Here is a 25,545-nt window from a genome sequence, read left to right on the forward strand (position 1 = left end):
CCCGGCTAGTTGGGGGTCTACTTTCCCCAGTGTAGTTACTAGCCGGGCGGCAGGTAAGTGTCTGGCCCGCACAGGGGATCACAGGGGAGTGGGGATCGATGTCCGATCTGAAGAAGGCGGCGGGCGGGACGGCAGCAGTCGTCGACCGCCCGGCCGGGAAACCCGAGACGCGGCAGCGCAGCGTCCGGGTGGTGATGCTCGCCCTGATGATCACGATGCTGCTCGCCATGCTGGACAACCTGATCGTCGGCACGGCCATGCCGACCATCGTCGGTGACCTCGGCGGCCTGGAGCACCTGTCCTGGGTCGTCACCGCGTACACCCTGGCCACCGCCGCCTCCACCCCCATCTGGGGCAAGCTCGGCGACATGTACGGGCGCAAGGGCATCTTCCTCACGTCCATCGTGATCTTCCTGATCGGCTCGGTGCTGAGCGGTATGGCCCAGGACATGGGCCAGCTGATCGGCTTCCGGGCGGTCCAGGGGCTCGGCGCGGGCGGCCTGATGGTCGGCGTCATGGCGATCATCGGCGACCTCGTCCCGCCCCGTGAGCGCGGTAAGTACCAGGGCATGATGGCCGGTGTCATGGCCATCGCCATGATCGGCGGACCGCTGGTCGGCGGCACCATCACCGACCACCTCGGCTGGCGCTGGAGCTTCTACATAAACCTGCCGCTGGGCGCGGTCGCCCTCGCCATGGTCACCATCGTGCTGCACCTGCCGAAGCGGAAGGCGGCCCAGGCCAAGGTCGACTATCTCGGCGCCGGGCTGCTGACCCTCGGCATCACCTCGATCGTGCTGGTGACCACCTGGGGCGGTACGGAGTACGACTGGAACTCCGCCGTGATCATGGAGCTCATCGCGATCGGTGTCGCCTCGCTCGTCGGCTTCCTCTTCGTCGAGACGAAGGCGGCAGAACCGATCATTCCGTTGCACATCTTCCGCAACCGCAACTTCACCCTGATGTCCGTCGTCGGCTTCATGGCGGGCTTCGTGATGTTCGGTGCGGTGCTCTTCCTGCCGCTGTACCAGCAGTCCGTCCAGGGCGCCTCGGCGACCAACTCGGGTCTGCTGCTCCTGCCGATGCTGCTGGCGATGATGGTCGTCTCGCTGATCGCCGGACGGGTCACCACCAGCACCGGCAAGTACAAGATCTTCCCCGTGGTGGGCTCCGCGCTGATGGTGACCGGTCTCTTCCTGCTCTCCCGGATGGACGTCGATACCACGCGGTTCACCTCCGGCGTCTACATGGCGGTGCTCGGCGCGGGCATGGGCTTCCTGATGCAGATCACGATGCTCGTCGCGCAGAACAGCGTGGAGATGAAGGACATGGGCGTCGCCTCCTCGGCGACGACCCTCTTCCGTACGCTCGGCAGCTCCTTCGGCGTCGCGATCATGGGCGCGCTGTTCACCGGGCGGGTGCAGGACGAGATGATGGCCCGCGGCGGCGGGGCGGCCACCGCGAAGTCCGCGCAGCTGGACGCGGCGAGCCTGGCGAAGCTGCCGGCGGCGGCGCGTGAGGCCTACCAGTTCGCGGTGTCCTCCGGCACGCACATCGCGTTCCTCGTGGGCGCCTCGGTCGGCCTGATCGCCCTGATCGCCTCGGTCTTCGTCAAGGAGGTACCGCTGCGCGGAGCGGGCCCGGTCACCAAGCAGGCCGAGGCCGTCTGACCCTGCGTGGTGTACGAGGAGGCTCCCGGGGCGCGCGCCCCGGGAGCCTCCCGTCGTATCCGGCTCCCGGAGCCCGCCGCCGTATCCGGCTCAGCCGCCGGACCGCCCGCGGCCCGACTTCGCGCTCTGCGCCTCGTCGCCGTCCGGGCCCCGCTGCTCGGACACCTGGAGCATCGGGAAGCTGCCGGTGTTCGTCGGCGCGTGCTCGGGCAGCCACAGCACGGCGATGGCCCCGCCCGTGCCCTGCGCCGCCCCTTCCGGCGCCGCGTTGCGGAAGGTCAGCCGGGCCCCGAGGACCCGCGCCTGACCGGCCGCGATCGTCAGCCCGAGACCGTGCCCGTGCCCGGCCCGGTCGCTGCTTCCGGTACGGAACCGGCTCGGCCCCTCGCGCAGCAGCGCCGCCGGGAACCCGGAACCGTGATCGCGGATCCGGACCACCCGGCCCTCGACCGTGACCTCCACCGGAGTGGCGCCGTGCTTGGCGGCGTTGCCCAGCAGATTGCCGAGGATGCGCTCCAGCCGGCGCGGATCGGTGCTGACCCAGGACTCGTGCACGACCCGCACCCGCACGTCCGGGTCCAGCAGCGCGACCCGTCGGCTGACGAACTCGCCCAGCGCGACCTCCTGGAGCTCGGCCCGCTCCGACGCGCTGTCCAGCCGGGCCACCTCCAGCACGTCCTCGACGAGCGTGCGCATCGCCTGCGCCCGGTCCCGTACCAGCTCGGTGGGGCGGCCGGGCGGCAACAGCTCGGCCGCCGTCAGCAGACCGGTCACCGGCGTACGCAGCTCGTGAGCGATGTCCGCGGTGACCCGGCGCTCCGCCTCGATCCGCGCGTTCAACGCGTCCGTCAGCGCGTCCACCGCACCGGCCAGCTCATCGGTCTCGTCCTGGACGACACCGCCGACGGCCTCCCTGACCCGTTCATCCGTATTGCCCTGCGCGACCCTGCCCGCCGCGGCCGCCGCCTTGCGCAGCCGGCGCGACAGCTGCCCGCCGATCAGCACACCCAGCGCACAGCCGCCGAACACCACCGAGACCGAGCCGATGATCAGCGCCCGGTCGAGATCGCGCATGATCGTGGAGCTGCGGCCCGCGAACCGGGTGTGCAGCGAGAGCACGTCGCCGTTGCCGACCGGCACCGCCGCCCACACGTCGGGTACCCCCTTGGCGGACTCCTCGACATGGGTGGCGCGCCGGTTCCTGGCGGTCTCCGCGCGCAGGCTGCGCGGCATGGTCGGGTCGTTGAGCTTGGCGCCGAACCGGGGGTCGGCCTTCTTCGTCTTCGTCGCCTCGTACAGCAACTGCGCGTACGTCAGCCGCTCCAGCTGGACCTCGCGGGCGTTCTCCAGCATCGAGACCCGGGCCGCGTTGTGGACGACGAAGCTGAGCGCGACCGCGGTCAGCGCGCCGACCGCGGCGATCGCGATGCTGATCTTCCAGCGGACTCCCGTCCGCAGGGTCGGCCGCTTCATGGCCTGAGTTTGTAGCCGAAGCCGCGGACCGTCTCGATCCGGTCCTGGCCGATCTTGGTGCGCAGCCGCTGCACATGGACATCCACGACCCGGGTGTCACCGCCCCATCCGTAGTCCCAGACCCGCTCCAGGAGCTTGTCGCGGGAGAGCACCGTGCCGGGCGCCGCGGAGAACTCCAGCAGCAGCCGCATCTCGGTCGGGGTCAGCGCCACCTGTTCGCCGCTCCGGTGGACCGCCATGCCCTCGGTGTCGACTTCCAGATCGCCGAAGACCAGCACCCCGCCGACGGGCTGCGGCTCCGGCTCCCCGCTGCCCGGCTGCCCGCCCGAGGCATGGCCGAAACGGCGCAGCACGGCACGGATCCGGGCGACCAGGACCGCCCCGTCGAAGGGCTTGGTGACGTAGTCGTCCGCGCCGGCCTCCAGGCCGAGCACCACATCGATCGAGTCCGCGCGGGCGGACAGCATGATCACGGGCACCGTCGACTCGTCGCGGATGCGACGGCAGAGACTGACCCCGTCGAGCCCCGGCACCATCACGTCCAGCAGGGCGATGTCGGGACGGTCGGCCCGGAAGGCGTCGAGGCCCGACATGCCGTCGGGCATGGCGGTGACCACGAAACCGGCGCGCTCCAGCGCCAGCTGGGTGGCCTCGCGGATGACGTCGTCGTCCTCGACGAACAGGACGTGGGTCTCGGCCATCGGAAATGCTCTCAGTTCCCCGGCGGCTCGGCGTCCGGAGCAGGAAGGACCGCCCCGCCGCTGCCGACGGCTCGGTTGAAGTCGTTGTGCACCCGGTCGTGCTCGTTGAAGCGGCTACCCGCCCAGCGGTAGGTGATCACTTCCTCGCCGGAGGGGTACGCGACCGAGTCCTTCTTCTCGTACACCTGGGTCGTCACCACCAGATCACCGCGGTCGATGGTGCCGTAGACCGCGGGCTGCTCGATGGCGAACACGTTCTCGTACCCGCCATTGTTCCGCGGGCGGTACACATAGGTGCCGACGCCCACCGAATCGCCGCAGGTCATCACGTTCACCACGACATCGGCCGAGGGACCGCCGGTCATGGTGCCGTACGAGGTGTCCACCGGGTACTCGGAGCCGGTGCAGGGCCTCAGATCCGTTCTGACCCGCTCGCTGACCTTCGGGTCGTGCTTGAGCAGGGCCACGGGATCGATCCGCGAGGAGGGTTTCGCGGAGGAGGACGGCTCGTCGCTGGGGGTGACCTGGGCGACGGGCTGGGTGCCGGCCGGGCCCTCGTCCCGGGTGCCGGTACCGCCGGTCGAGCAGCCGACGGTGAGCAGCCCGAAGGCGGCGAGCCCGACCAGGGTCGTGGCGCTCGCCGCCCAGCCGGTCAGTACCCGGCCACGTCCGACGGTGGCCGCGCGGCCACCGTCGTCTCTTTCACCGCCACGGTCGTCCCCGTCGGCGCTGGCTGTCAGGCCGCGCAACGCTCCCGCCCCCGTTCGTCCGTACGCCTGCCCACTTGCGCCCGCGCAGGTACCGGAGCGTGGTCGGCCGCCGGACCCCGCTCCTCGCGGATCCGGGCCTCCCTGCTCGCCGCCTCACGGCTCTCCAGCTCCTGGCGCAGCCGTGCCAGCGCACGGTGCAGCGTGCTCTTCACCGTACCGGCAGACATGCCGAGCGCCGCAGCCGTCTCCTCCGTACTCATCTGCTCCCAGTGTCGCAGCACGACGACGCTGCGCTGCTTGGGAGCCAGTACGCCCAGCACATCCATCAGCAGGGCGCGGTCGGCGCGCTGCTCGGTGCCGTCCTCGACGCTCGCGTCGGGAAGCTGCTCGGTGGGGACCTCGTCCAGCTTGCGGGCCCGCCACCACTCGGTACGGGTGTTGATCATGACGCGGCGCAGATAGGCGTCGGCCAGGGACTTGTCGGCGATGCCGTCCCAGCGGCCGTACGTACGGACCAGCGCGGTCTGGAGCAGGTCCTGTGCGTCCACGGGGTCCGGGACCAGCCGCCGCGCGCTGCGCAGCAGCGCGTCCTGCCGAGTGCGTACGTACTCTTCGAATTCGAGCACCTCGCCATGCGCCATTCCAACCGCCTCCGTCCCCGTGGATCCCCGTAGTACCGCCGTCAGCCATCGATCGGTCGGGCTGACGTCGAAGACGGTACGGAGCTGTTGTCACGGGGTTGTGCGGAGCAGCCATACGCCGACGCACGGCTGTCCATCGGTTGTGTAACAGCGGGGGAGCGGAGCAGGCGAGGAGCTCAGCTCAGCGGCAGCCGGTACTGCCCGCCGGCCAGCGGTTCGACCAGGCCGTCGGCGACCAGGCCGTCCAACGCGCGGGCACGTTGCACCGGCTCGTCCCACACCGCGTCCAGCGCCGACTGCGGCACCGGCGTCATGGCCTCGCGCAAGACGGCGAGCAGCCGTCCGCGGACCTGCCGGTCGGTGCCGGCGTAGGTCTGACCACGCCGCGGGGGCCCCTGGTGGGCGGGCTTCCCGGCCAGCCGCCAGGCGCACTGCCCGGCGATCGGGCACCGGGTGCAGTCCTCGTTCTTCGCGGTGCAGACGAGGGCCCCGAGCTCCATCGTCGCGGCGGCCCAGCGAGCGGCCCGCTCGTCCTCCTCGGGGAGCAGCGCTCGGGCGAGCTTGCGCTCGGCGGCGGTGGTCGCGTTCGGCGGGTACTGGATCCCGGTCGCGGCCCGTGCGAACACTCGGCGGACGTTCGTGTCGAGCACGGCATGCCGCTGCCCGTACGCGAACGAGGCCACGGCCGCCGCGGTGTACTCGCCGATCCCGGGCAGGGCGAGCAGCTGACCGTGCTCGCTCGGTACGTCGCCGCCGTGCCGCTCCGTTATGGCCTGCGCGGCTCCGTGCAGGCGGAGCGCCCGGCGGGGATAGCCGAGCCGGCCCCAGGCGCGGACCGCCTCGCCGGGCGGTTCGGCGGCCAGGTCGGCGGGACGGGGCCAGCGGGCGAGCCACTGCTCGTACACCGGGAGGACCCGGTTCACGGGGGTCTGCTGCAGCATGAACTCGCTCACCATCACGCCCCAGGCGCCCGCTTCGGGGCGGCGCCAGGGCAGATCGCGGGCGTGCTGGTCGAACCACCCGATCACGGGGGAGTGGAGGGACGTGGGGGGCGTCTGTGTCGCAGTCATGGCAGTCATCGCACCGCCGATCCTGGCACGGAAGGGCGGACGACGGTTCCGCGTACGGTGGTGTTGCTCCTCCTGAGGGCCCTTGGGGTGATAATGCCACCCGTCCGCGCCCCGGCGGTCCGGCAACCGGCCCAAGCGGGCCCGGCCGGGTCCGGCCGGAGCCGTCAGCGCCGCTTGGCCCGATGCCGGGAGCGGCCGGCCGGGGCCTCGCCCGGCCCCGACGCCCAGGCCGCCACCGGCGCCCGGCTGCTCCGTACCGTCCGGGCGAGCGACTGTGCCGGGCGGCGCAGCACGGCGACCACCAGGGCCGAGACCACGGCGCCCAGCAGCAGTCCGACCGCCACGTCATGCGGATAGTGCACTCCGACGAAGACCCGGGAGAAGGCCATCAGCAGAGCCATCGGCACCGTGAGCCAGGCCAGCCGGGGCCGGGCGATCGCCAGGGCGACCGCCGCCGCACCGGCGATCGCGGAGTGGTTGCTGGGGAACGACCAGTCGCCGGTCGGCGGGCAGGTCACCAGCGACGCCGCGGCGCCGACCACCGATCTGCACGGGCGCTCCTCGTCCACCACCGACTTGAGCACCTCGCTGGCCACATAGCCGAAGGCCGTCGCGACGGGCGCGAGCACCGCCAGCGCCAGGGCGCCGTCGCCCTGGTTCCGGGCACGCCACCACCCGGTGATGAACAGGACACCGAAGACCAGGAGCCCGAGCTCCGTCCATATCTCGGCCAGATGCTGCACCCATGACGGCATGTCATGTGCGAAGTCGGTGATGTCCCGGTAGAGCGGGGCCGTAACTGAACTATCCATGTGACAGAGGGTAGTCAATGAAACCGGGAGTTCATCCGGGCGATGCCCGGAGGCCAACTCGGCGGCGGTACGGGGCCGGAACGGGCTGCCCGTGATGATGATCCGTAAAACTTGAGACCCAGGGCGGCGGGTGGGGCGGGAGTTGGTGCCGATCTCTCGTACAGTTTGAGCCGTGGGATCTTTGCGTAATCCGATCGGTCCGCTTCCCTCCACCATCTACTGGCGACGGAGGGCCGTAGCGGCGACGCTCGTTGCGCTGCTCGCGCTGCTGATCGTATGGGTCGTCACCTCGGGCGGGGACAAGGAGAGCAAGGACGACTCCCGGCCTGCCGGGTCGGGCCCCGCACACGAGATCACGCCGGGCCCCGGAGGATCGGGCCCGGCCATCACCCGACAGCCCGGCGGACGCGACGAGTCGGGCGACTCGGGCGGTGACGGCGGCGGCGGTACGGGCGCGGGCTCGGGCGACGCCACGGGCGACGGTGGTACGGACGCCGGTGGCGGGACGGACACCGGAGTCGGCGGCGCGAGCGGCGGCGGTACGGTCGGCCAGCAGGTCCCGGCCTCCTCCCCGCTCCCCAACTGCACTGCCGGGGCACTGCGGTTGAGCCTGAGCACCGAGCTCAACTACAGCCCCGGCGAGAAGCCGAAGTTCAAGCTGGTCGTCAAGAACACCTCGGCCACCACCTGCAAGGCCGACCTCGGACCGAAGAGCGCGGTGCTCACCATCACCGAGGCCGGCGGCGACGACAGCCAGGTGTGGTCCTCCAAGGACTGCCCGCGCGACGCGAGCGTGCTGCTGCTGAAGGTTCCGGCGGGCGAGACCGTCGTCCACACCGTGGAGTGGGACCGCAGGAAGAGCTCCCCGCAGTGCGCGACGCCGCCCGCGGGGACGGCGGGGCCCGGTACGTATCTGGTCGAGGCGAAGGCGCCGGGCGAGCCGGTGCAGCGCGCCTCGTTCGTCCTCGCGAAGGACTGACGTCCCCGCGTAGGACCGAGCGCGCGAGCGCCGTGGCGGGGCAGTCCCGGAGAAACGGCGGGGCCCGGTCTCCCGGGCCCCGATCGTCCTGCGCGCCGCGGCGCGTATCGGCTCTGCGCGTATCGGCTCTACACGTACCGTTCGAGGATCGACGACTCGGCCAGCCGTGACAGGCCCTCGCGCACGCTGCGCGCCCGCGCCTCGCCGACGCCGTCCACTGTCTGGAGGTCGTCCACGCTGGCGGCGAGCAGCTTCTGCAGACCGCCGAAGTGCTCCACCAGCCGGTCGATGATCGCCCCGGGCAGCCGCGGCACCTTCGCCAGCAGCCGGAAGCCGCGCGGCGAGACCGCCGAGTCCAGCGTCTCGGGCGAGCCGCTGTAGCCCAGGGCCCGTGCCACGACCGCGAGTTCGAGCAGCTCGGTGTGGGAGAGCGCGTCGAGCTCGGTCAGCGCCTCGGCGACCGTACGGGACCGCTTCGCGGTCGGCTCCGGCACATAGTCGCGCACGACCAGCTCGCGCTCCGGCTCGACCCCCGCGATCAACTCGTCGAGCTGGAGGGAGAGAAGCCGGCCGTCGGTGCCCAGCTCGACCACGTACTCCGCGATCTCGGTCGCGATCCGGCGGACCATCTCCAGCCGCTGTGCGACGGCCGTGACATCCCGGACCGTCACCAGGTCCTCGATCTCCAGCGCGGAGAGCGTGCCCGCGACCTCGTCGAGCCGGAGCTTGTACCGCTCCAGGGTGGCGAGGGCCTGATTGGCGCGGGAGAGGATCGCGGCGGACTCCTCCAGGACCCGGCGCTCCCCGTCCACGTAGAGCGCGATCAGGCGCATCGACTGCGAGACCGAGACGACCGGGAAGTTGCACTGCTTGGAGACCCGGTCCGCCGTGCGGTGGCGGGTGCCGGTCTCCTCGGTGGGGATGGAGGCGTCCGGCACCAGCTGCACGCCGGCGCGCAGGATCTTGGTCATGTCCTTGTCGAGGATCAGCGCGCCGTCGAGCTTGGCCAGCTCGCGCAGGCGCGTCGCGGTGAACTCCACGTCCAGCACGAATCCGCCGGTGCACATCGACTCGACGGTCCTGTCCATGCCGAGCACGATCAGCCCGCCGGTGTTGCCACGGAGGATGCGCTCCAGGCCGTCCCGCAGCGCCATTCCGGGCGCCACGGCGCTCAGCGAGGCGCGCATCAGCGCCTCATTACCGGTGCCTTGGCCGGACTTTCCGGGCGATGCTGCCCGGTCGTTGGCTGCCACTGCACTCCTCCGGTCACAGGTTTGCGGTGCCCTTACGTCCCTCGTACCGTTCGTACGGACGGGCGAGACCAGGGCAAAGTCTACCGGCGTGCGCTCTCCTCCTGGGGGGCCTGTGCACGAGACCGGCGCGGGAGGACGCTCAGCGCATCGCCCATGGTGGCGACTTCTGTGACCTTCATACCGGTCGGGACCTTCCCCGGGTCGGTCGGAACCAGCGCGTGCGTGAAGCCCAGGCGGTGCGCCTCGGCCAGCCTGCGCTGGACCCCCGTGACCCTTCTGACCTCGCCCGCGAGGCCCACTTCGCCGATCGCCACCAGGTTCTTGGGCAGCGGGGTGTCGCTCGCGGCACTGGCCAGGGCCAGTGCGACGGCGAGGTCCGCGGCGGGCTCGGAGAGCTTCACACCGCCGACCGTCGCGCTGTAGATGTCCCGCTTGCCCAGCGAGCTGATCCGGCCGCGCTGCTCCAGGACCGCGAGCATCATCGACACCCGGGACGTCTCCAGGCCCGAGGTGGTGCGCCGGGGCGAAGGGATCTGGGAATCGACCGTCAGCGCCTGCACTTCGGCGACGAGCGGACGCTTGCCTTCCAGGGTGACGGTCAGGCAGGTGCCGGGCACGGGCTCGTCGCGCCGGGTGAGGAACAGGCCGGAGGGGTCGGCGAGGCCGGTGATGCCCTCGTCGTGCAGCTCGAAGCAGCCGACCTCGTCGGTCGCGCCGTACCTGTTCTTGACGCCCCGTACGAGCCGCAGGCGGGCATGGCGGTCGCCCTCGAAGGACAGCACCACGTCGACGAGGTGCTCCAGCAGCCGGGGCCCCGCGATCGCCCCGTCCTTGGTGACATGGCCGACCAGGAGCGTCGACATGCCGCGCTCCTTGGAGGCCCGGATGAGGGCACCGGCGACCTCCCGGACCTGCGCCATGCCGCCCGGCGCCCCGTCGATCTCGGGCGAGGCGACGGTCTGCACGGAGTCGAGGACGAGGAGCGAGGGCTTGACCGCGTCCAGATGGCCGAGGACCGCGGACAGGTCGGTCTCGGCGGCGAGGTACAGATGGTCGTCGATCGCCCGGATCCGGTCGGCGCGCAGCCGCACCTGGCTCGCGGACTCCTCGGCGGTGACGTAGAGCGTGCGGTGGTCCTCGCTCGCCGCCTTGGCGGCGACGTCCAGCAGCAGCGTCGACTTGCCGACGCCCGGCTCGCCCGCGAGGAGCACCACGGCGCCCGGGACGAGACCGCCGCCGAGCACCCGGTCCAGCTCGCCGACGCCGGTCGACCGGGCGGTGGCCTGCCGGCTGTCGACCTGGCCGATGGGGAGCGCGGCGGTACTGACCCGGCCGGCCGCGGTGGTCCGCACGGCGGGGGCGCCGCCGAACTCCTCGACCGTCCCCCACGCCTGGCATTCGGGGCAGCGGCCGAGCCACTTGGCGGTCGTCCAGCCGCATTCGGTGCAGCGGTAGGACGGCCGGTCCTTCGCGGTTTTCGTACGGGCAGCCATGGCGCAACCGTATAGGTGGGGTACGACAGTGCCGCCCGGCGCGGTCCGGCGGCGGCGCCCGACGGCGGGTGCGCGCCCTCCGGAGGCCGGGGAGTTTCCGGGCGAGCGCCGGGGCGTTTCCAGTGGAATCGGAAATCCCTGTCCCCTTTTGAGGGATACGTTCACCCGTAAGGGTTAAAAGTGCTGAAGGGGAGCTAAAGGTGTGCCCTGTGCTGCCTACGGTCGCAAGGTGACGAGCAGCGGTCTGGAGCCCCCCACGCACACCACCGGCGCACACGGGGCGGGGCGTAGTGCGCCCCGCCTCTCGACGCCCTCTTCGCCGCGTCGGCCACCCGCCCGTTACGAACCGCATCTCGACGGCCTGTTCACCTACTGCCTCTCCGTGCTCTGCGACCACGACGCCGCCACCGAGGCGCTCGGCGGTGTGCTCGCGATCGCGGAACGGCAGGGCGGCCGGTGCCCGGCGGGCGAGGAGGAACGTAAATCCTGGCTGTACGCGCTGGCCAGATGGATGTGTCTGCGCAAGCTCACCGAGCAGAAACAGGGTCGTCAGGCGCACCGGCACAAGGCCGGGAAGCAGCCGGGGCGACTCTCCTCGAAGCAGACGGCGCCGTCGAAGCCGTCGAAGCAGGAGACGAGGCGGGCGGGCGGGCCTCCGGGCAAGCAGCCGGGCGGAACGGCCACCCAGGGGGCGCGCGCGGGACGCCGTACGCCCCCCGCCGTCGCGGCGAAGACCTCCGCCACCGCCGGGTTCACGCCGGGCGGCGCCCCCGTCGGCCCCGCCCGCGCCCCCGAAACCGAGGCCGCCGCCGAGGCGCACCGCCGTGAGCTCGCCCAGCTGGCCTGGCCCGAGGCCGCGGGCACCACCCCCGAGCAGCGCGAAGCACTCGAACTCGCGGTCCGCCACCGCCTCGCCCCGCGCGCCGTCGCCTCCGTCCTGGGCCTCGACCCGGCGGCCGCCCGTGAGCTCCTGGCCGCCGCGGCCTGCGAGGTGGAACGCACCCGCGCCGCTCTCGCCGTCGTCGAGACCGGCAACTGCCCCATCGTCGCCCGGCTCACCGGCGAACCCCGCGTCCTGCTCTCCGCCGCCCTGCGCCGCGAACTCGTCCGCCACGTCGACGACTGCCCCCGTTGCCGCAGGGCCGCCGAACGGGCCGGGGCCGAGGGCCCGTGGCCCGGCGCCGCGGTCACCCCGGCCGCCGCGCTGCCGGTCGTCGAGGCGCCCCGGCCCTCGGCGTACGTCGCGATGGTCCACGCCCAGCGCAACCGCTCCGGCGGCCCACGCTTCGACCGGGCGGGCTTCCCCATGGACCCGAAGGACCACGCCGCGCGCCGGGACCGGCTGCGGGCCAGGGTCGTGACGACGACGGTGGTGGCCACGGTCGTCGCCGCCCCGGTGATCGCGCTGTGGACCGCCTACCGCGGCGCCCCGCAGACCGGCGAGGGCCACGAGGGCTCGTCGGTCACCGCCACCGAGACCGATGCCCGGCACGGACCCGACGGCACCGCGGACGGCCATTACGAGAACGCGGGCAATGCCCGGCCCGAGCCCGGCGCCCGCTTCGAGGACGGCCGCGCCCCGGACGTCTCGGCGGAGGTGATCAGCTCGGGTCCGGGCCGGGACGGCGTCGGCGGGCTCACCGTCGAGGCCCGCTCGTCCGGCGGCACCACCGTGATCCGGCTGACCGCGTCGGGCGGCGCGCCCGTCGCCTGGTCGGCCCGCGCGGACGTGTCCTGGGTCCGGCTGAGCCGCTCCTCGGGCACGCTCGCCGCGGGCGAGAGCATCACGGTCCGCGTCCTCGTGGACCACTGGCGGGAACCGGGCGGCCCGTGGAGCGCGCGCATCGTCCTCGCCCCGTCGGGCTCGGTGGTGGTGATCCGGGGGCACGGGGCGACGCCGTCCTCGCCCGGCGGCCCGGGGCACCCGGCCGAACCCTCCGCCACCCCCGGTCCGCCCACGTCCTCGCCGGGTCCCACACCGTCCACCGACCCGACACCCGACCCGAGCGACCCCACACCGTCACCGACGGACCCGGACCCGACCGATCACCCGTCGCCGTCCCCGGACCCGTCCGACTCCACGACGCCCACCGACCCGGGGCAGGGCACGACGGGCTGAACCGGGCCGTCCGGGGCTCGCGCCCGGCCGCCGAGCCCGGCCGTCATGCCCCGGCCGCCCCGCCCGGGATTCACGCCCCGGGCGCCCCGGTCGTCACGCCGGATCGACCGGATCCGCCGGGTGCGGTGCCATCGGCAGCAGCGAGGACAGCCGTTCCTCGCACAGTTCGACGAGCCGCTCGTACGCCTCCTTGCCCATCATCTCGGTGAGCTCGGGCCGGTACGAGACGTACACCGGCTCCCCGGCCCCGTGCGCCGAGGTCGCCGAGGTGCACCACCAGTGCAGATCGTGACCGCCGGGGCCCCAGCCCCTGCGGTCGTACTCGCCGATCGACACCTGGAGCACCCGCGTGTCGTCGGGCCGGTCGATCCAGTCGTACGTGCGCCGGACCGGCAGCTGCCAGCAGACGTCCGGCTTGGTCTCCAGGGGCTCCTTGCCCTCCCGCAGCGCCAGGATGTGCAGGGAGCAGCCCGCGCCCGCCGCGAAGCCGGGCCGGTTCTGGAAGATGCACGAACCCTTCCAGCGCCGCGTCTGGCGCTCCCCGTCGTCGTCGACCTCGACCCAGCCGGTCCCGGTGCCGACGTCGTGGAACTGCCACAGATCGGGGGTCAGCCGTTCGACATGGCTCGCCACCCGCTTCTCGTCGTCCTCGTCCGAGAAGTGCGCGCCCAGCGTGCAGCACCCGTCGTCCGCACGGCCCGCCTGGATGCCCTGGCAGCCGCTGCCGAAGATGCAGGTCCACCTGGAGGTCAGCCAGGTCAGGTCGCAGCGGAAGATCTGCTCCTCGTCCGCGGGGTCCGGGAACTCCACCCAGGCGCGCGCGAAGTCGATCCCCGTCTCGTCCTCGGACCGGTTCGGTCCGTTCGCTTCCTGCTGCCGCATTTCCTGCTTCGTTCCCTGCTTCTTCGTGTTTTTGCCCGGCTTCGCCTTTTTCGTCTTTGGCACGAGCCAAGAGTAAGGCGGCCGGCCCCGAGTCCGCGGTTCCGATCACTGGTCGGCCCGGGGCCGCGGTCCCGGTAGCGTTCCGGGTATGAGACTCGGAGTCCTCGACGTCGGTTCGAACACGGTGCATCTGCTGGTGGTGGACGCGCACCCCGGCGCGCGCCCGCTGCCCGCGCATTCGCACAAGGCGGAGCTCCGCCTGGCCGAACTCCTCGACGAGGACGGGGCGATCGGCCCCGACGGTGTGGACCGGCTCGTGGCGACGATCACCGACGCGCTCCAGGCCGCCGAGGACAAGGGGTGCGAGGACGTCCTGCCGTTCGCCACGTCCGCCGTACGGGAGGCGAGCAACGCCGACCAGGTGCTGGCCCGGGTGCGCGACGAGACGGGCATCGACCTCGCCGTCCTCAGCGGTGCCGAGGAGGCCCGGCTCACCTTCCTCGCCGCGCGCCGCTGGTTCGGCTGGTCGGCGGGACGGCTGCTGGTCCTGGACATCGGGGGCGGTTCGCTGGAGATCGCGTACGGCATGGACGAGGAGCCGGATGCCGCGGTGTCGCTGCCGCTCGGGGCCGGCCGGCTCACCGCAGGGTGGCTGCCGGGCGATCCGCCGGACCCGGCGGAGGTGAAGGCGCTGCGCCGCCATGTCCGGGCCAGGATCGCCCGCAGTGTCGGGGAGTTCACCCGCCTCGGGCGCCCCGACCATGTCGTGGCCACGTCCAAGACCTTCAGGCAGCTCGCCAGGATCGCGGGTGCCGCGCGCTCCGCCGACGGCCTGTACGTGCAGCGCGGCCTCACCCGCAAGGCGCTGGAGGAGTGGGTGCCGAAGCTGGCGGCGATGACCGTCGAGCAGCGGGGCGATCTGCCCGGCGTCTCCGAGGGCCGGGCCGCGCAGCTGCTCGCCGGGGCGCTGGTCGCGGAGGGAGCGATGGATCTGTTCGGGGTCGAGGAGCTGGAGATCTGCCCCTGGGCGCTGCGCGAGGGCGTCATCCTGCGCCGCCTGGACCACCTGCCGGCGGAGCGGGCCGCGCTGGGCTGAGAGCCTGTCGGGTGACCTCTGATCGGGCGGACGCGGCAGGGCACGCACTCCCCCAAGGCCTTAAGGGCCAGGGGGACCCCCTCCGGCGTTGCCGAAATATCCTAGTAGTCCCTTCCCTGAACTCTCAACTTCGTTCGAGTGGGGGAGGCCCCATCCGAGGCCATCCCGGCGCCTTGGAATCGCACGCACCATGCCGCGTCCGCTCTCCGATCGAAGGTCACCCGACAGGCTCTGAGTGCGCCGGGCCGAGTGCCGCCGAGTGGCCGGAAGTCCGCCATGGCCCTGCTCACTTTCCGCCGGGACCCCTCGGCGCGGCGTACCACTGCCCGTACGCTGTCCCAGTGGCAGAACCAGTGGTGCGCATCCCGGATGCGAAGGTCGCCCTGTCGACGGCTTCCGTCTACCCGGAGTCGACGGCGACGGCCTTCGAGATCGCCGCGCGCCTCGGTTACGACGGCGTCGAGGTCATGGTGTGGACGGACCCCGTCAGCCAGGACATCGAGGCGCTGCGACGGCTCTCGGACTACCACCAGGTGCCGATCCTCGCCGTCCACGCGCCCTGTCTGCTGATCACGCAGCGCGTCTGGTCCACCGATCCCTGGGTGAAGCTCCAGCGGGCCCGCGCCGCGGCGGAGAAGCTCGGGGCGACGACCGTGGTCGTCCATCCGCCGTTCCGTTGGCAGCGCAATTACGCGCGCGACTTCGTCACCGGGATCTGGCGCATGGCCGACGAGACCGATGTGCGGTTCGCCGTCGAGAACATGTACCCCTGGCGCTACCGGGACCGCGAGATGCTCGCGTACGCCCCCGACTGGGACGTCACCAACGACGACTACCGCCACTTCACCGTGGACCTCTCGCACACCGCGACGGCCCGCACCGACGGCATGGCGATGGTCGAGCGGATGGGTGACCGGCTCGCCCACATCCACCTCGCCGACGGCAAGGGCTCCAACAAGGACGAGCACCTGGTGCCCGGCCGGGGCGACCAGCCCTGTGCCGAACTCCTGGAGCACCTGGCCCGCACCGGCTTCGACGGCCATGTCGTCATCGAGGTCAACACCCGCCGTGCCATGTCCACCGCCGAACGCGAAGCCGACCTGGCGGAGGCGCTGGCCTTCACCCGGCTCCACCTGGCGTCGTCCCCGATCCGCGCGCCGCGCCCATGACCGGCGCCCCCACGGGCCCCGGCGGCCACTCGGACCCCACCGGCCCCACCGGCGGTCCCACCCCCAAGCGCCGCGGCCGCCCCTCCCGTACCGCCGCCCCCACCGGCCCCGACGCGCGCACCCGCATCCTGGAGGCGGCCCGCACCGAATTCGCGGAGCGCGGCTACGACAAGACGTCGGTCCGGGGCATCGCCAAGGCGGCGGGCGTCGACTCAGCCCTGGTCCACCATTACTTCGGTACGAAGGACGAGGTCTTCGCGGCCGCGATCGAGCTCTCCTTCGAGCCGGCCCTGGTGCTCCCGGCCGTCCTCGGCAACGGCACGGACGGCCTGGGGGAGCGGCTGGCCCGCTACTTCATCTCCGTGTGGGAGAACCCGGCGTCCAGGGCCCCGCTGCTGGCGATCATGCGATCCGCGCTGACGCACGAGGCGGCGGCGAAGGTCCTCCGGGGCTTCGTCCTGCGCCGGCTCCTGGAACGCGTGGCGGAGGCACTCGACGTACCGGACGCCACGTTCCGCGCGGAACTGGCGGCTTCGCACATGATCGGGATCGCGATGCTCCGCTATGTGATCCGGGCGGAACCGCTGGCCTCGGCGGACCCCGAGAAGATCGTCGAGATGGTCGCACCGACCCTGCAGCGCTACCTGACGGAAGCCTGAGGATCCCCGAGCCCCACGGAATCGCGCACGCCGCCGCCCCGACCACCCACCGAGCATTTCGTCCCGCATTTCGGACACTGTGTCCAGATCTTGGAGTCGGAGGCGTACGCTCGGAGACAGTCTTTAACGTCGAAGGAGCGAGAGACGATGCCCCAGCTGAGGTCCCGCACTGTCACTCACGGCCGCAACATGGCGGGCGCCCGCGCCCTCATGCGGGCCTCGGGCGTAGCGAGCGAGGACATCGGCAAGCCGATCATCGCGGTCGCCAACTCCTTCACCGAATTCGTCCCCGGCCACACACACCTGGCCCCGGTCGGCCGGATCGTCTCCGATGCCATCAAGGCCGCGGGCGCCGTGCCCCGCGAGTTCAACACCATCGCCGTCGACGACGGCATCGCGATGGGCCACGCCGGGATGCTGTACAGCCTCCCCTCCCGCGACCTGATCGCCGACTCCGTCGAGTACATGGTCGAGGCGCACTGCGCGGACGCGCTGATCTGCATCTCCAACTGCGACAAGATCACCCCCGGCATGCTGATGGCCGCGATGCGCCTCAACATCCCGACGGTCTTCGTCTCCGGCGGTCCGATGGAGGCCGGCAAGGCCACCCTCGTCGACGGCACGGTCCGCAAGCTCGACCTGGTCAACGCCATCAGCGACGCGGTCGACGAGAGCATCTCCGACGAGGACATCCTCCGCATCGAGGAGAACGCCTGCCCCACCTGCGGCAGCTGTTCCGGCATGTTCACCGCCAACTCGATGAACTGCCTGACCGAGGTCCTCGGCCTCTCCCTCCCCGGCAACGGCTCCGTCCTCGCCACGCACACCGCCCGCAAGGCGCTGTACGAGGAGGCCGGCCGCACGGTCGTCGAGATCACCAGGCGCTACTACGAGCAGGACGACGCCTCGGTCCTGCCCCGCTCCATCGGCACCCGTGCCGCGTTCGAGAACGCCATGGCACTCGACATCTCGATGGGCGGCTCCACCAACACGATCCTGCACCTGCTGGCCGCCGCCCAGGAGGCGGAGCTCGACTACGACCTCGGCGACATGGACGAGGTCTCGCGCCGCGTCCCCTGCCTGTCGAAGGTCGCGCCCAACGTCGCCCCCGGCGGCACGTACTACATGGAGGACGTGCACCGGGCCGGTGGCATCCCCGCCATCCTGGGCGAACTGCACCGAGGCGGCCTGCTCAACGAGGACGTGCACTCGGTTCACTCCGACTCCCTCGCCGAGTGGCTGAAGAACTGGGACATCCGCGGCGGCTCGCCGTCGCCGGAGGCCGTCGAGATGTGGCACGCGGCCCCCGGCTGCGTCCGTTCCGCGACCGCCTTCTCGCAGTCCGAGCGCTGGGAGACCCTTGACCTGGACGCGGCCGGCGGCTGCATCCGCGACGTGGAGCACGCGTACTCCAAGGACGGCGGCCTCGCGGTCCTCAAGGGGAACCTCGCCGTGGACGGCTGTGTCGTCAAGACGGCGGGCGTCGACGAGTCGATCTGGACCTTCGAGGGCCCGGCGGTCGTCTGCGAGTCGCAGGAGGAGGCCGTCGACAAGATCCTCCGCAAGGAGATCAAGGACGGCGACGTCGTCGTCATCCGCTACGAGGGCCCGCGCGGCGGCCCCGGCATGCAGGAGATGCTCTACCCGACCTCCTTCCTCAAGGGTCGCGGCCTCGGCAAGAGCTGCGCCCTGGTGACCGACGGCCGCTTCTCCGGTGGCACGTCGGGTCTGTCCATCGGCCACGCGTCGCCGGAGGCCGCGTCGGGCGGCACGATCGCGCTGGTCGAGGACGGCGACCGGATCAGGATCGACATCCCGAACCGTTCGATCGAGCTCCTCGTCCCCGAGGCCGAGCTGGCCACCCGCCGCGAGGCGCTGAACGGCGTCTACGCGCCGAAGAACCGCGAGCGCAAGGTCTCGGCGGCACTGCGCGCCTACGCGGCGATGGCGACGAGCGCCGACCGGGGCGCGGTGCGCGACGTGTCCAAGCTCGGCTGAACGACGAGCCGACCGACGAGGACCCCGCTCGCGCTCACCAGCGAGCGGGGTCCTGTCCGTCCACGGCGAACACGGACCCGTCGGGCGCGGTCCCGAAGACGGTCCGGCCGGCGGCGACGGGTGCGGGCAGCGCCGAGGAGTACGTGAGCCTGCCGTTCCGCAGCCGTGGGCCCGTCTGCCCCAGCAGCTTCCCGTGCTCGGTGTCCACGGCCAGCAGCCGCCCGTCCGCCGTCGAGAAGTACAGCCGGTTCCCGGTGGCGAGGACGGGCGCGGACGTCCGCCCGGCAGCGGTCTCCAGCTGCCAGCGGACCGTTCTGCCGCCGTCGGCCGGGCGGGTGTCGACGGCGACCAGCGTCCCGCCGTGCGCCAGCAGGTAGGCGGTGTCCCCGCCCAGCACGACCTCCGGTTCATTCATCCGCAACGGCAGTGCCATCCGTACGACGCGCCGCGTCCCCGGCTCGTAGCGGACGAGCCCGACGGTCTGGGCGTCCCCGTTCATGGCCGTCAGGACGAGCGCGCCGTCCGAGGTCCCCACCGGGGTCAGCATTCCGTCCAGCCTGCGCTGCCACCCGGTGTGCCCCGTCGTGGCGTCGACGGCCGTGACCAGTGTGGTGGACCCGTAGGCCGAGTGCTCGAACGCGTAGGCCAGCCCGGTCCTGTCGTCGTACAGCGCGTAGTCCGGACGCTGGTGCCCGGCGAGCGGATGCCGCCAGAGGGAGACACCGGTCGCGGAGTCGAGTGCCTCGGTCGTGCCGTCCTCGGCGACCAGCAGTAGCGTGTCACCCGCGTCGAAGGGGGTGCCCAGGTACGGGGAGAGGTCCGCGTCCCAGACCTGTTCGCCCTTGGCGGGGTCGTACGCCCGGAGCTTCCCGCCCGGCACCGCCGTGTGCACCAGACCGCCGGAGACCGACACCACGCCGACCGACGGGCTGTCCCCCGCCGGGCGACGGGACCACAGCACCCGGCCGTCCGCCGGGTCCAACCGAGTGACACCGGCACCGCCCGCCGCGCAGTACAGAGCCGCGGACCGGTCGGACGCCTCCTTTCCGGACTCCCCGGAGCCGTCCACCGGGGAACAGACCGGCGTCGCCTTGCCGGCGGTCCGCAACGGCGTCCGCCACGGGGCGAACGCCTCCGCCGAACCCTTCGTCCCGCCCGACCCATCGGCCCCGCCCGAGCCGCCGAGGTCGAACCCCGCGCCGACGGCCCACACCCCGCCGGCCCCCATGACCAGCAGCGCCGCGGAGGCCGCCAGCCACCGCCGCCTGCCGCCGCTGTCCCCGGCCGCCCTCCTGCCCCGCGCCGCCGCGCCCGCGCCCACATGCGTGTCCGCGTCGGCCGCCGCCCCCGCCCCCGCGTCCGCCCCGGTCTCCGGGACGGGGGCCGCGGCGGTGACCGGCCGCCGCTGCGACGGTATGAACGCGGTGGCGTCGTACGAGGGCGGGCGCAGCGTCGTCATGATCTCGTCCGGGGTGGGCCGCCCGGCGGGGTCCTTCGTCAGGCACTGCCCGATCAGCGGAGCCAGGTCCGCCGGCACCCCCGCCAGATCGGCCTCGTCGTGCACCACCTGGTAGGCCACGATGTACGGGCTGTCCGAGTCGAAGGGCCCCCGGCCGGTCGCCGCGTGGACGAGCACGGCCCCCAGGGCGAACACATCGGCGGCGGGCCCGACTTCGCGCGGTCGCTGGAACTGCTCGGGCGCCATGTACGGCGGCGAGCCGATCAACTTGCCCGTCTCGGTGCGCAGATCGCTGTCGTACGGCCGGGAGATCCCGAAGTCGATGACCTTGGGCCCGGAGTCGGAGAGCAGCACATTGCTCGGCTTGAGGTCGCGGTGGATCACCCCGGCCCGATGGATGTCGCGCAGCGCCTCGGCGAGTCCCGCCGTCAGCCTGCGCAGTTCGGCGGGGGCCATCGGCCCGTTCCGCTTCACCTGGTCGGCGAGCGTGGGACCGGGCACGTACAGGGTGGCCATCCATGGCCGTACGGCATCCGGATCGGCGTCGACGACGGATGCGGTGAAGGCGCCGCTGACCCGCCGGGCCGCCCCGACCTCCTGCCGGAAACGTGCCCTGAACTCGGGGTCCGCCGCGTACTGCTGGTGCACCACCTTGACGGCCAGTTGCAGCCCGGAGGCGGAGCGTGCCAGGTGCACGACTCCCATGCCGCCCGCGCCGAGACGTGCCTCAAGACGGTACTGCCCGGCGTACTCCGGATGCTCCGCTTCCGGATTGGCTCCGGTACCTCGCAGCGGCGGCATCGCCCACCCCCGTGTGTTCGTCCGCAAGCGCGACGCACGGAGCCTAGTCGATGGTGCGTGCGATCCGGTTGGGGCTTGTAGCCTGCGCGTCGTACACGTCGTACACACCATCTCTCGACGGGGGAGGGCCTCATGGCCATGGACGAGCACACCGGCGGCACGACCGCCGCAGCCGACGTCACCGACGTCACCGAGGACGTGGAGACGCTCGCCGGGAACGACGACGTCACCAGGTATCCGATCGCGCCCGGCTACCGCGTCAACGTCCGCACGGGACCGGGCACCAAGTACGGGATCGTCAGGACCCTCCCGTACGGGATGAAGGTGCCGGTCTACTGCCAGAAGCCGGGGGAGCGGGTCACCGGCCCGTACGGCACCTCGAACCTCTGGGACAACATCGCCAACGGCCAGTTCGTGGCGGACGCCTACGTCCACACCGGCAGCGACGGCTACATCGCGCCGCGCTGCGACTGACCGGGACGGCGGCCGGGATCGCGACCGGCGCGTCCGGGACCCCGGCCGCCCGGGGATAATCGACTTCGTGAGCGAGAACAGCGAAGCCCCCGTCGCCGGCGCCACGCCCGGCTCCACCACGCCCGGCCCGCAGCCCGAGCCCCTGCGCTTCTTCGGTACGACCTGGGTCGACCACAGCGGGGGCTACGGGCTGCGCCGCGCCGGCGCCGCGGTCGGCTCCCTGGCCGCCGCGGTCGCCGCCTGTTTCGTGCTCCGCTTCGCCTACCAGGGACTGCAGATCGCCGATGTCGGCGGCTTCGTCGGCATTCTGGTCGTCCTGATGTTCGCGATCTGCAGCGCCATCGCCTTCCGCAAGACCTGGGAAGGGTTCAGCCGCCGCCCCGCCGACCCGGCGCGCGAGGCCAATCTGCGCGGTCTCAAGACGATCGGCTTCGTCGGCTCGCTGATCGCGTACTTCCTCCGTACGTTCCGGGAGGCGCCGGGCGAGCAACTGCACCGCACGGAGTACGAGACGGCCCTGGCCCGCTACGAGAAGCGCCGCTCGGCCCGCACCGGGAACCCGGCGGCCCGCAGGACCGGCAAGGGCAAGCGCCCCAAGCGCAAGTAGGTGGCCCCGGGCGGAGGCCATGTGCGTGCAGGGGCGAAACCACCGGCGCGAGCCCCGGTGCACGCGCCACGATGAACCCATGCTCCCCGCCGATCCCGACGTCCCCGCCTCCTCGCACGCGCCCCTGACCCCCGCCGCCCCGTCCCGGGCGCTCTTCTTCGACGGCGCGGCCGCCCAGTACGCCGCGGCCCGCCCCGGCTACCCGCCCGCACTCTTCGACGCCGTCGAGGAACTGGCCCGCCGCCCGCTGCGCGGCGCCCGGGTCGTCGACGTCGGCGCCGGCACGGGCATCTCCACCCGGCTCCTCCACGAGCGGGGCGCCCGGGTCACCGCAGTCGAACCGGGCCCCGGCATGGCGGAAGAACTGCACCGGGCGCTCCCGTACGTGCCGATCGTGCGCGGCGACGGCAACCACCTCCCCATCGCCACCGCATCGGCCGACCTGATCACATATGCCCAGTCCTGGCACTGGACCGACCGGAGCCGCGCCACCCCCGAGGCCCTGCGCGTCCTGCGCCCCGGCGGCGCACTCGCCCTCTGGTGGAACGTCTCCGACCACTCCGTCCCCTGGATCGCCGAGCAGGACGCCCGCCTCCGCCGCTTCTTCGGTGCCGACGAGGGCGCCCACGGCTCGCCCGTCCGCTCCCGTCATCTGCCGTCCGAGCTCGGCTTCGTGAACCGAACGGTGCCCTGGAGCCGACGGGTGTCCCTCGACACCCACCTCGCCAACCTCGGCACCCACTCCGCCTTCCTCGTCCTCGGTGAGGAACCCACGCACCGATTCCTCACCGAAGAGCGCGACCGGCTGGCGGAGCTCTTCCCGGACGGCGCGGTCGAGGAGAGTTACGTGGTCGACCTGAGCGTGGCGATCCGTCCGGGCCCGTCCCCGGCCTCACCCCCACCGCGCTCCTGATCCGCACGCCGAAGCGCCTCGCGCGCCTCCCGCTCTGCGGCCCAGCCCTCCAGGGCCGCGGCGCACGCGTGGTCGGTGTGGTGCAGCCCGGTGAGGTCCAGCACGACGGCCCGGTCGTGCGGAAGGCCGTCCAGCGCGTCCAGCAGCTTCGGCAGCCGCAGGAACGTGGCGTGGCCCGCCACCCGTACCCGTAACGTCCCGTCGTCGCCCTCGTGCGTCTCGACGTGCACATGACTGATGTCCCAGGCGGTCTTGGCGACGGCCAGCAGCAGACCCACCAGCACCCCCTCGAAGAGACTCGTCGCCACGATCGTCCCCGCCGTCACCACGAGCACCACCGCCTCTCCACGATGCTCACGCCACAGCGGCATCAACGCCCGTACGGGAACGAGCTTGCAGCCCGCATGCAGCAGCACTGCTGCCAGCGCCGCCACCGGAATCACCCCGAGGGCGCTCGGCAGCACAGCCGCGAAGACCAACAGCCACACCCCGTGCAGCACCCGCGACGCCTTCGTCCTCGCCCCGGCCCGGACATTGGCCGCGCTGCGCACGATCACCGCGGTCATCGGCAGCGCGCCGAGCAGTCCGCACACCGCGTTGCCCGCCCCCTGCGCGATCAGCTCCTTGTCGTAGTCCGTCCGCTTCCCGTCATGCAGCCGGTCCACGGCCGCCGCGCTGAACAGCGATTCGGCCGACGCGATCAGCGCGAACGCGAGGACGGTGCCGATGACACCCACTTCCGTGAGCCGCGCCCAGTCCCCGGGCCCCGGCGGCCGTACGGCATCCAGCAGCCCGCCCACCGCCACCCGCCGCACGGGCAGGTCGAACAGCCAGGTCGCCCCGGCCGCCAGTCCCACCGCCACCAGGGGCGCGGGCACCATCCGGGCCGCCCGCCGCCACTTCGGCCACAGCGTGAGCACGAGGAGCGTCCCGACCCCGACGGCGACCGCGCTGGCAGTCACCCCCGTACCGAGCACCAGCCGCGGCAGCCCGCCGAGCTTCTGCCCCATGGAACCGGGCGCCGCCGCATCGGCGAGCACGTACAGCTGTCCCACGACCAGCACCAGGCCGATCCCGGCGAGCATCCCCTGCACCACGGCTACGGACACGGCCCGGAACCACCGCCCGAGCCGCAGCACCCCCAGCCCCGCCTGGACCAGCCCGGCGGCCAGCACCAGCACCCCCAGGGCGCCGACCCCATAGCTGTGCACCGCCTCGTACACGAGCACGGTCAGTCCGGCGGCGGGCCCGCTGACCTGCACACTGCTGCCCGGGAGCAGGCCCGTGACGAGCCCGCCGACTATCCCGGTGATCAGTCCCAGCTCGGCCGGCACCCCGGAGGCGACGGCCACCCCCACGCACAGCGGCAGGGCGACCAGGAAGACGACGAGCGAAGCGGCGAAGTCGGCTCGCGATATCGGAAAGGGCCGAATGCTCGGGAAGTTCGGAAAACCACGCACGAGAAGCACCTCCATCGACTGACGGACACGTCATGGACAGGGAGATGCATGGGTACCGAGGGACGGTGAAATTCATTGTCCTTTACGGGAGTTGAATGCCCGGCCCGGATCCGCAACCGGCTGATGGTCGCGGAAGCACAAAGAGGTGGAATGCCCCCGTCCGATCACGCCCCCAACCGCCTGCGCCCACAGGCGCTGCGCGCCGACGCCCGCGCGGACACCGTCGAAGAGGCCTTCCTCCACCTGGTCGACCAGGCCGCCACCCACCAGGAGCCCTCCCGATGAGCACGCACCCGACCCCGCAGCCCGCGCCCCGGAGCCGCCCCCGCCCGGCCGCCCCACCCCTGAGAGGCTGTCGGGTGACCTCGGACCGGGCGGTCCGCACCCTCGCCACCGCCGCCCGGGTGCTGCGCCAGCTGAGCCACGACGCCCGCACCGTCGCACTGCTGCTCCTCATCCCGGTCGTGCTGATCACGCTGCTCCGGTACGTGTTCGACGGCAGCCCCCGCGTCTTCGACGCCATCGGCGCCTCGCTCCTCGGCATCTTCCCGCTGATCACGATGTTCCTGGTGACCTCGATCGCCACCCTGCGCGAACGCACCTCTGGCACCCTCGAACGCCTCCTCGCGATGCCGCTCGGCAAGGGCGACCTGATCGCCGGCTACGCCCTCGCGTTCGGCGCCGTGGCGATCGTCCAGTCCCTCCTGGCCACCGCGCTCTCCGTCTGGGCGCTGGGCCTGGACGTCACCGGCTCCCCGTGGCTGCTGCTCCTGGTCGCCCTGCTCGACGCCCTGCTCGGCACGGCACTGGGCCTGTTCGTCTCCGCCTTCGCAGCGTCCGAGTTCCAGGCCGTCCAGTTCATGCCCGCCGTGATCTTCCCGCAGATCCTGCTCTGCGGACTGTTCATCGCCCGCGACCGGATGGCACCCGTCCTCGAAGCGATCTCGAACGCCCTGCCCATGTCGTACGCCGTCGACGGCATGAACGAGGTCCTCCGCCACACCGACATCACCGGCGACTTCGTGCGCGACGTCCTGATCGTGGCGGGCTGCGCCCTCCTCGTCCTCGCCCTCGGCGCCGCCACGCTCCGCCGCCGCACCGCCTGA

At 72.3% G+C, this 25,545-nt stretch carries 23 protein-coding genes; 12 read left to right on the plus strand and 11 right to left on the minus strand.

Going from position 1 to position 25,545, the window contains the following annotated elements; all coding sequences use genetic code 11:
- Positions 1–98: 98 nt before the first annotated feature.
- Positions 99–1,670 (plus strand): MDR family MFS transporter, encoded by a 1,572-nt coding sequence (locus OG611_RS10065; RefSeq protein ID WP_266417725.1) that lies wholly within the window; start codon positions 99–101, stop codon positions 1,668–1,670.
- A gap of 90 nt (positions 1,671–1,760) precedes the next feature.
- Here the strand turns inward: OG611_RS10065 and cseC are convergent, their stop codons facing one another.
- The 6 genes from cseC to OG611_RS10095 form a co-directional block, all read right to left on the minus strand.
- Entirely contained in the window at positions 1,761–3,143 is a 1,383-nt protein-coding gene (cseC, locus tag OG611_RS10070; RefSeq protein WP_266417728.1) for a two-component system sensor histidine kinase CseC, read from the minus strand.
- Positions 3,140–3,844 carry a two-component system response regulator CseB gene (gene cseB, locus OG611_RS10075; RefSeq protein WP_266417731.1) on the minus strand — a complete coding sequence of 235 codons (705 nt, stop codon included), beginning with the start codon at positions 3,842–3,844 and terminating at the stop codon, positions 3,140–3,142. The genes cseC and cseB overlap by 4 nt, the downstream gene beginning before the upstream one ends.
- 11 nt (positions 3,845–3,855) lie before the next feature.
- The gene (locus OG611_RS10080) at positions 3,856–4,500 is read right to left on the minus strand and encodes a hypothetical protein (protein ID WP_266425723.1); all 645 of its coding nucleotides are present in this window, start codon (positions 4,498–4,500) and stop codon (positions 3,856–3,858) included.
- A gap of 80 nt (positions 4,501–4,580) precedes the next feature.
- The gene (locus tag OG611_RS10085) at positions 4,581–5,195 is read right to left on the minus strand and encodes a SigE family RNA polymerase sigma factor (protein ID WP_266417734.1); all 615 of its coding nucleotides are present in this window, start codon (positions 5,193–5,195) and stop codon (positions 4,581–4,583) included.
- Between the two features lie 176 nt (positions 5,196–5,371).
- Entirely contained in the window at positions 5,372–6,274 is a 903-nt protein-coding gene (locus OG611_RS10090) for an A/G-specific adenine glycosylase (RefSeq protein WP_266417737.1), read from the minus strand.
- 155 nt (positions 6,275–6,429) lie between these two features.
- Complete coding sequence (locus OG611_RS10095; RefSeq protein ID WP_266417739.1) at positions 6,430–7,077, minus strand: phosphatase PAP2 family protein; 648 nt, start codon at positions 7,075–7,077, stop codon at positions 6,430–6,432.
- Between the two features lie 172 nt (positions 7,078–7,249).
- On the opposite strand from OG611_RS10095, the gene OG611_RS10100 reads away from it, so the two are divergent.
- Complete coding sequence (locus tag OG611_RS10100) at positions 7,250–8,056, plus strand: hypothetical protein (protein WP_266417742.1); 807 nt, start codon at positions 7,250–7,252, stop codon at positions 8,054–8,056.
- Between the two features lie 128 nt (positions 8,057–8,184).
- On the opposite strand, the gene disA is transcribed toward OG611_RS10100, so the two are convergent.
- Both disA and radA read right to left on the minus strand, forming a co-directional pair.
- Entirely contained in the window at positions 8,185–9,309 is a 1,125-nt protein-coding gene (gene disA / locus OG611_RS10105; protein WP_266417745.1) for a DNA integrity scanning diadenylate cyclase DisA, read from the minus strand.
- Between the two features lie 80 nt (positions 9,310–9,389).
- The gene (gene radA / locus OG611_RS10110) at positions 9,390–10,802 is read right to left on the minus strand and encodes a DNA repair protein RadA (RefSeq protein WP_266417748.1); all 1,413 of its coding nucleotides are present in this window, start codon (positions 10,800–10,802) and stop codon (positions 9,390–9,392) included.
- A gap of 229 nt (positions 10,803–11,031) precedes the next feature.
- Between radA and OG611_RS10115 the strand changes: the two genes are divergently transcribed.
- Positions 11,032–12,921 (plus strand): hypothetical protein, encoded by a 1,890-nt coding sequence (locus OG611_RS10115; protein WP_266417750.1) that lies wholly within the window; start codon positions 11,032–11,034, stop codon positions 12,919–12,921.
- Positions 12,922–13,014: 93 nt separating this feature from the next.
- Here OG611_RS10115 and OG611_RS10120 read toward each other — a convergent pair whose 3' ends face one another.
- On the minus strand, positions 13,015–13,866 hold the full coding sequence (locus OG611_RS10120; RefSeq protein ID WP_266417753.1) for a hypothetical protein: 852 nt from the start codon (positions 13,864–13,866) through the stop codon (positions 13,015–13,017).
- Between the two features lie 85 nt (positions 13,867–13,951).
- Here OG611_RS10120 and OG611_RS10125 point away from each other — a divergent pair, with 85 nt between their 5' ends.
- From OG611_RS10125 to ilvD, 4 genes are all read left to right on the plus strand, one after another.
- The gene (locus OG611_RS10125; protein WP_266417756.1) at positions 13,952–14,899 is read left to right on the plus strand and encodes a Ppx/GppA phosphatase family protein; all 948 of its coding nucleotides are present in this window, start codon (positions 13,952–13,954) and stop codon (positions 14,897–14,899) included.
- A 341-nt stretch (positions 14,900–15,240) separates the two neighbouring features.
- A complete protein-coding gene (locus OG611_RS10130) occupies positions 15,241–16,068 on the plus strand; it encodes a sugar phosphate isomerase/epimerase (protein WP_266417759.1) in 828 nt (275 codons plus the stop codon).
- Positions 16,065–16,727: a TetR family transcriptional regulator gene (locus OG611_RS10135; protein WP_266417796.1), complete on the plus strand. Its 663-nt coding sequence runs from the start codon at positions 16,065–16,067 to the stop codon at positions 16,725–16,727. Before OG611_RS10130 ends, OG611_RS10135 begins: the two co-directional genes overlap by 4 nt.
- 147 nt (positions 16,728–16,874) lie before the next feature.
- Positions 16,875–18,725 (plus strand): dihydroxy-acid dehydratase, encoded by a 1,851-nt coding sequence (gene ilvD, locus OG611_RS10140; RefSeq protein ID WP_266417798.1) that lies wholly within the window; start codon positions 16,875–16,877, stop codon positions 18,723–18,725.
- 34 nt (positions 18,726–18,759) lie between these two features.
- On the opposite strand, the gene OG611_RS10145 is transcribed toward ilvD, so the two are convergent.
- Complete coding sequence (locus OG611_RS10145) at positions 18,760–20,985, minus strand: PQQ-binding-like beta-propeller repeat protein (protein ID WP_266417800.1); 2,226 nt, start codon at positions 20,983–20,985, stop codon at positions 18,760–18,762.
- A 132-nt stretch (positions 20,986–21,117) separates the two neighbouring features.
- On the opposite strand from OG611_RS10145, the gene OG611_RS10150 reads away from it, so the two are divergent.
- The 3 genes from OG611_RS10150 to OG611_RS10160 all read left to right on the plus strand — a co-directional run bounded on the left by OG611_RS10150 (position 21,118) and on the right by OG611_RS10160 (position 22,979).
- Positions 21,118–21,459, plus strand: a complete 342-nt coding sequence (locus OG611_RS10150; RefSeq protein WP_266417802.1) for an SH3 domain-containing protein — start codon at positions 21,118–21,120, stop codon at positions 21,457–21,459.
- A 67-nt stretch (positions 21,460–21,526) separates the two neighbouring features.
- The gene (locus OG611_RS10155; protein WP_266417804.1) at positions 21,527–22,066 is read left to right on the plus strand and encodes a hypothetical protein; all 540 of its coding nucleotides are present in this window, start codon (positions 21,527–21,529) and stop codon (positions 22,064–22,066) included.
- Between the two features lie 79 nt (positions 22,067–22,145).
- Positions 22,146–22,979 (plus strand): class I SAM-dependent methyltransferase, encoded by an 834-nt coding sequence (locus OG611_RS10160; protein WP_266417806.1) that lies wholly within the window; start codon positions 22,146–22,148, stop codon positions 22,977–22,979.
- Here the strand turns inward: OG611_RS10160 and OG611_RS10165 are convergent.
- Positions 22,910–24,412: a SulP family inorganic anion transporter gene (locus tag OG611_RS10165; protein WP_266425725.1), complete on the minus strand. Its 1,503-nt coding sequence runs from the start codon at positions 24,410–24,412 to the stop codon at positions 22,910–22,912. The two genes, OG611_RS10160 and OG611_RS10165, sit on opposite strands and share 70 nt — an antisense overlap.
- Before the next feature lie 177 nt (positions 24,413–24,589).
- Here OG611_RS10165 and OG611_RS10170 point away from each other — a divergent pair, with 177 nt between their 5' ends.
- Positions 24,590–24,724 carry a hypothetical protein gene (locus OG611_RS10170; RefSeq protein ID WP_266417808.1) on the plus strand — a complete coding sequence of 45 codons (135 nt, stop codon included), beginning with the start codon at positions 24,590–24,592 and terminating at the stop codon, positions 24,722–24,724.
- Entirely contained in the window at positions 24,721–25,545 is an 825-nt protein-coding gene (locus OG611_RS10175; RefSeq protein WP_266417810.1) for an ABC transporter permease, read from the plus strand. The genes OG611_RS10170 and OG611_RS10175 overlap by 4 nt, the downstream gene beginning before the upstream one ends.

Source organism: Streptomyces sp. NBC_01363 (assembly GCF_026340595.1).
Taxonomy (GTDB): domain Bacteria; phylum Actinomycetota; class Actinomycetes; order Streptomycetales; family Streptomycetaceae; genus Streptomyces.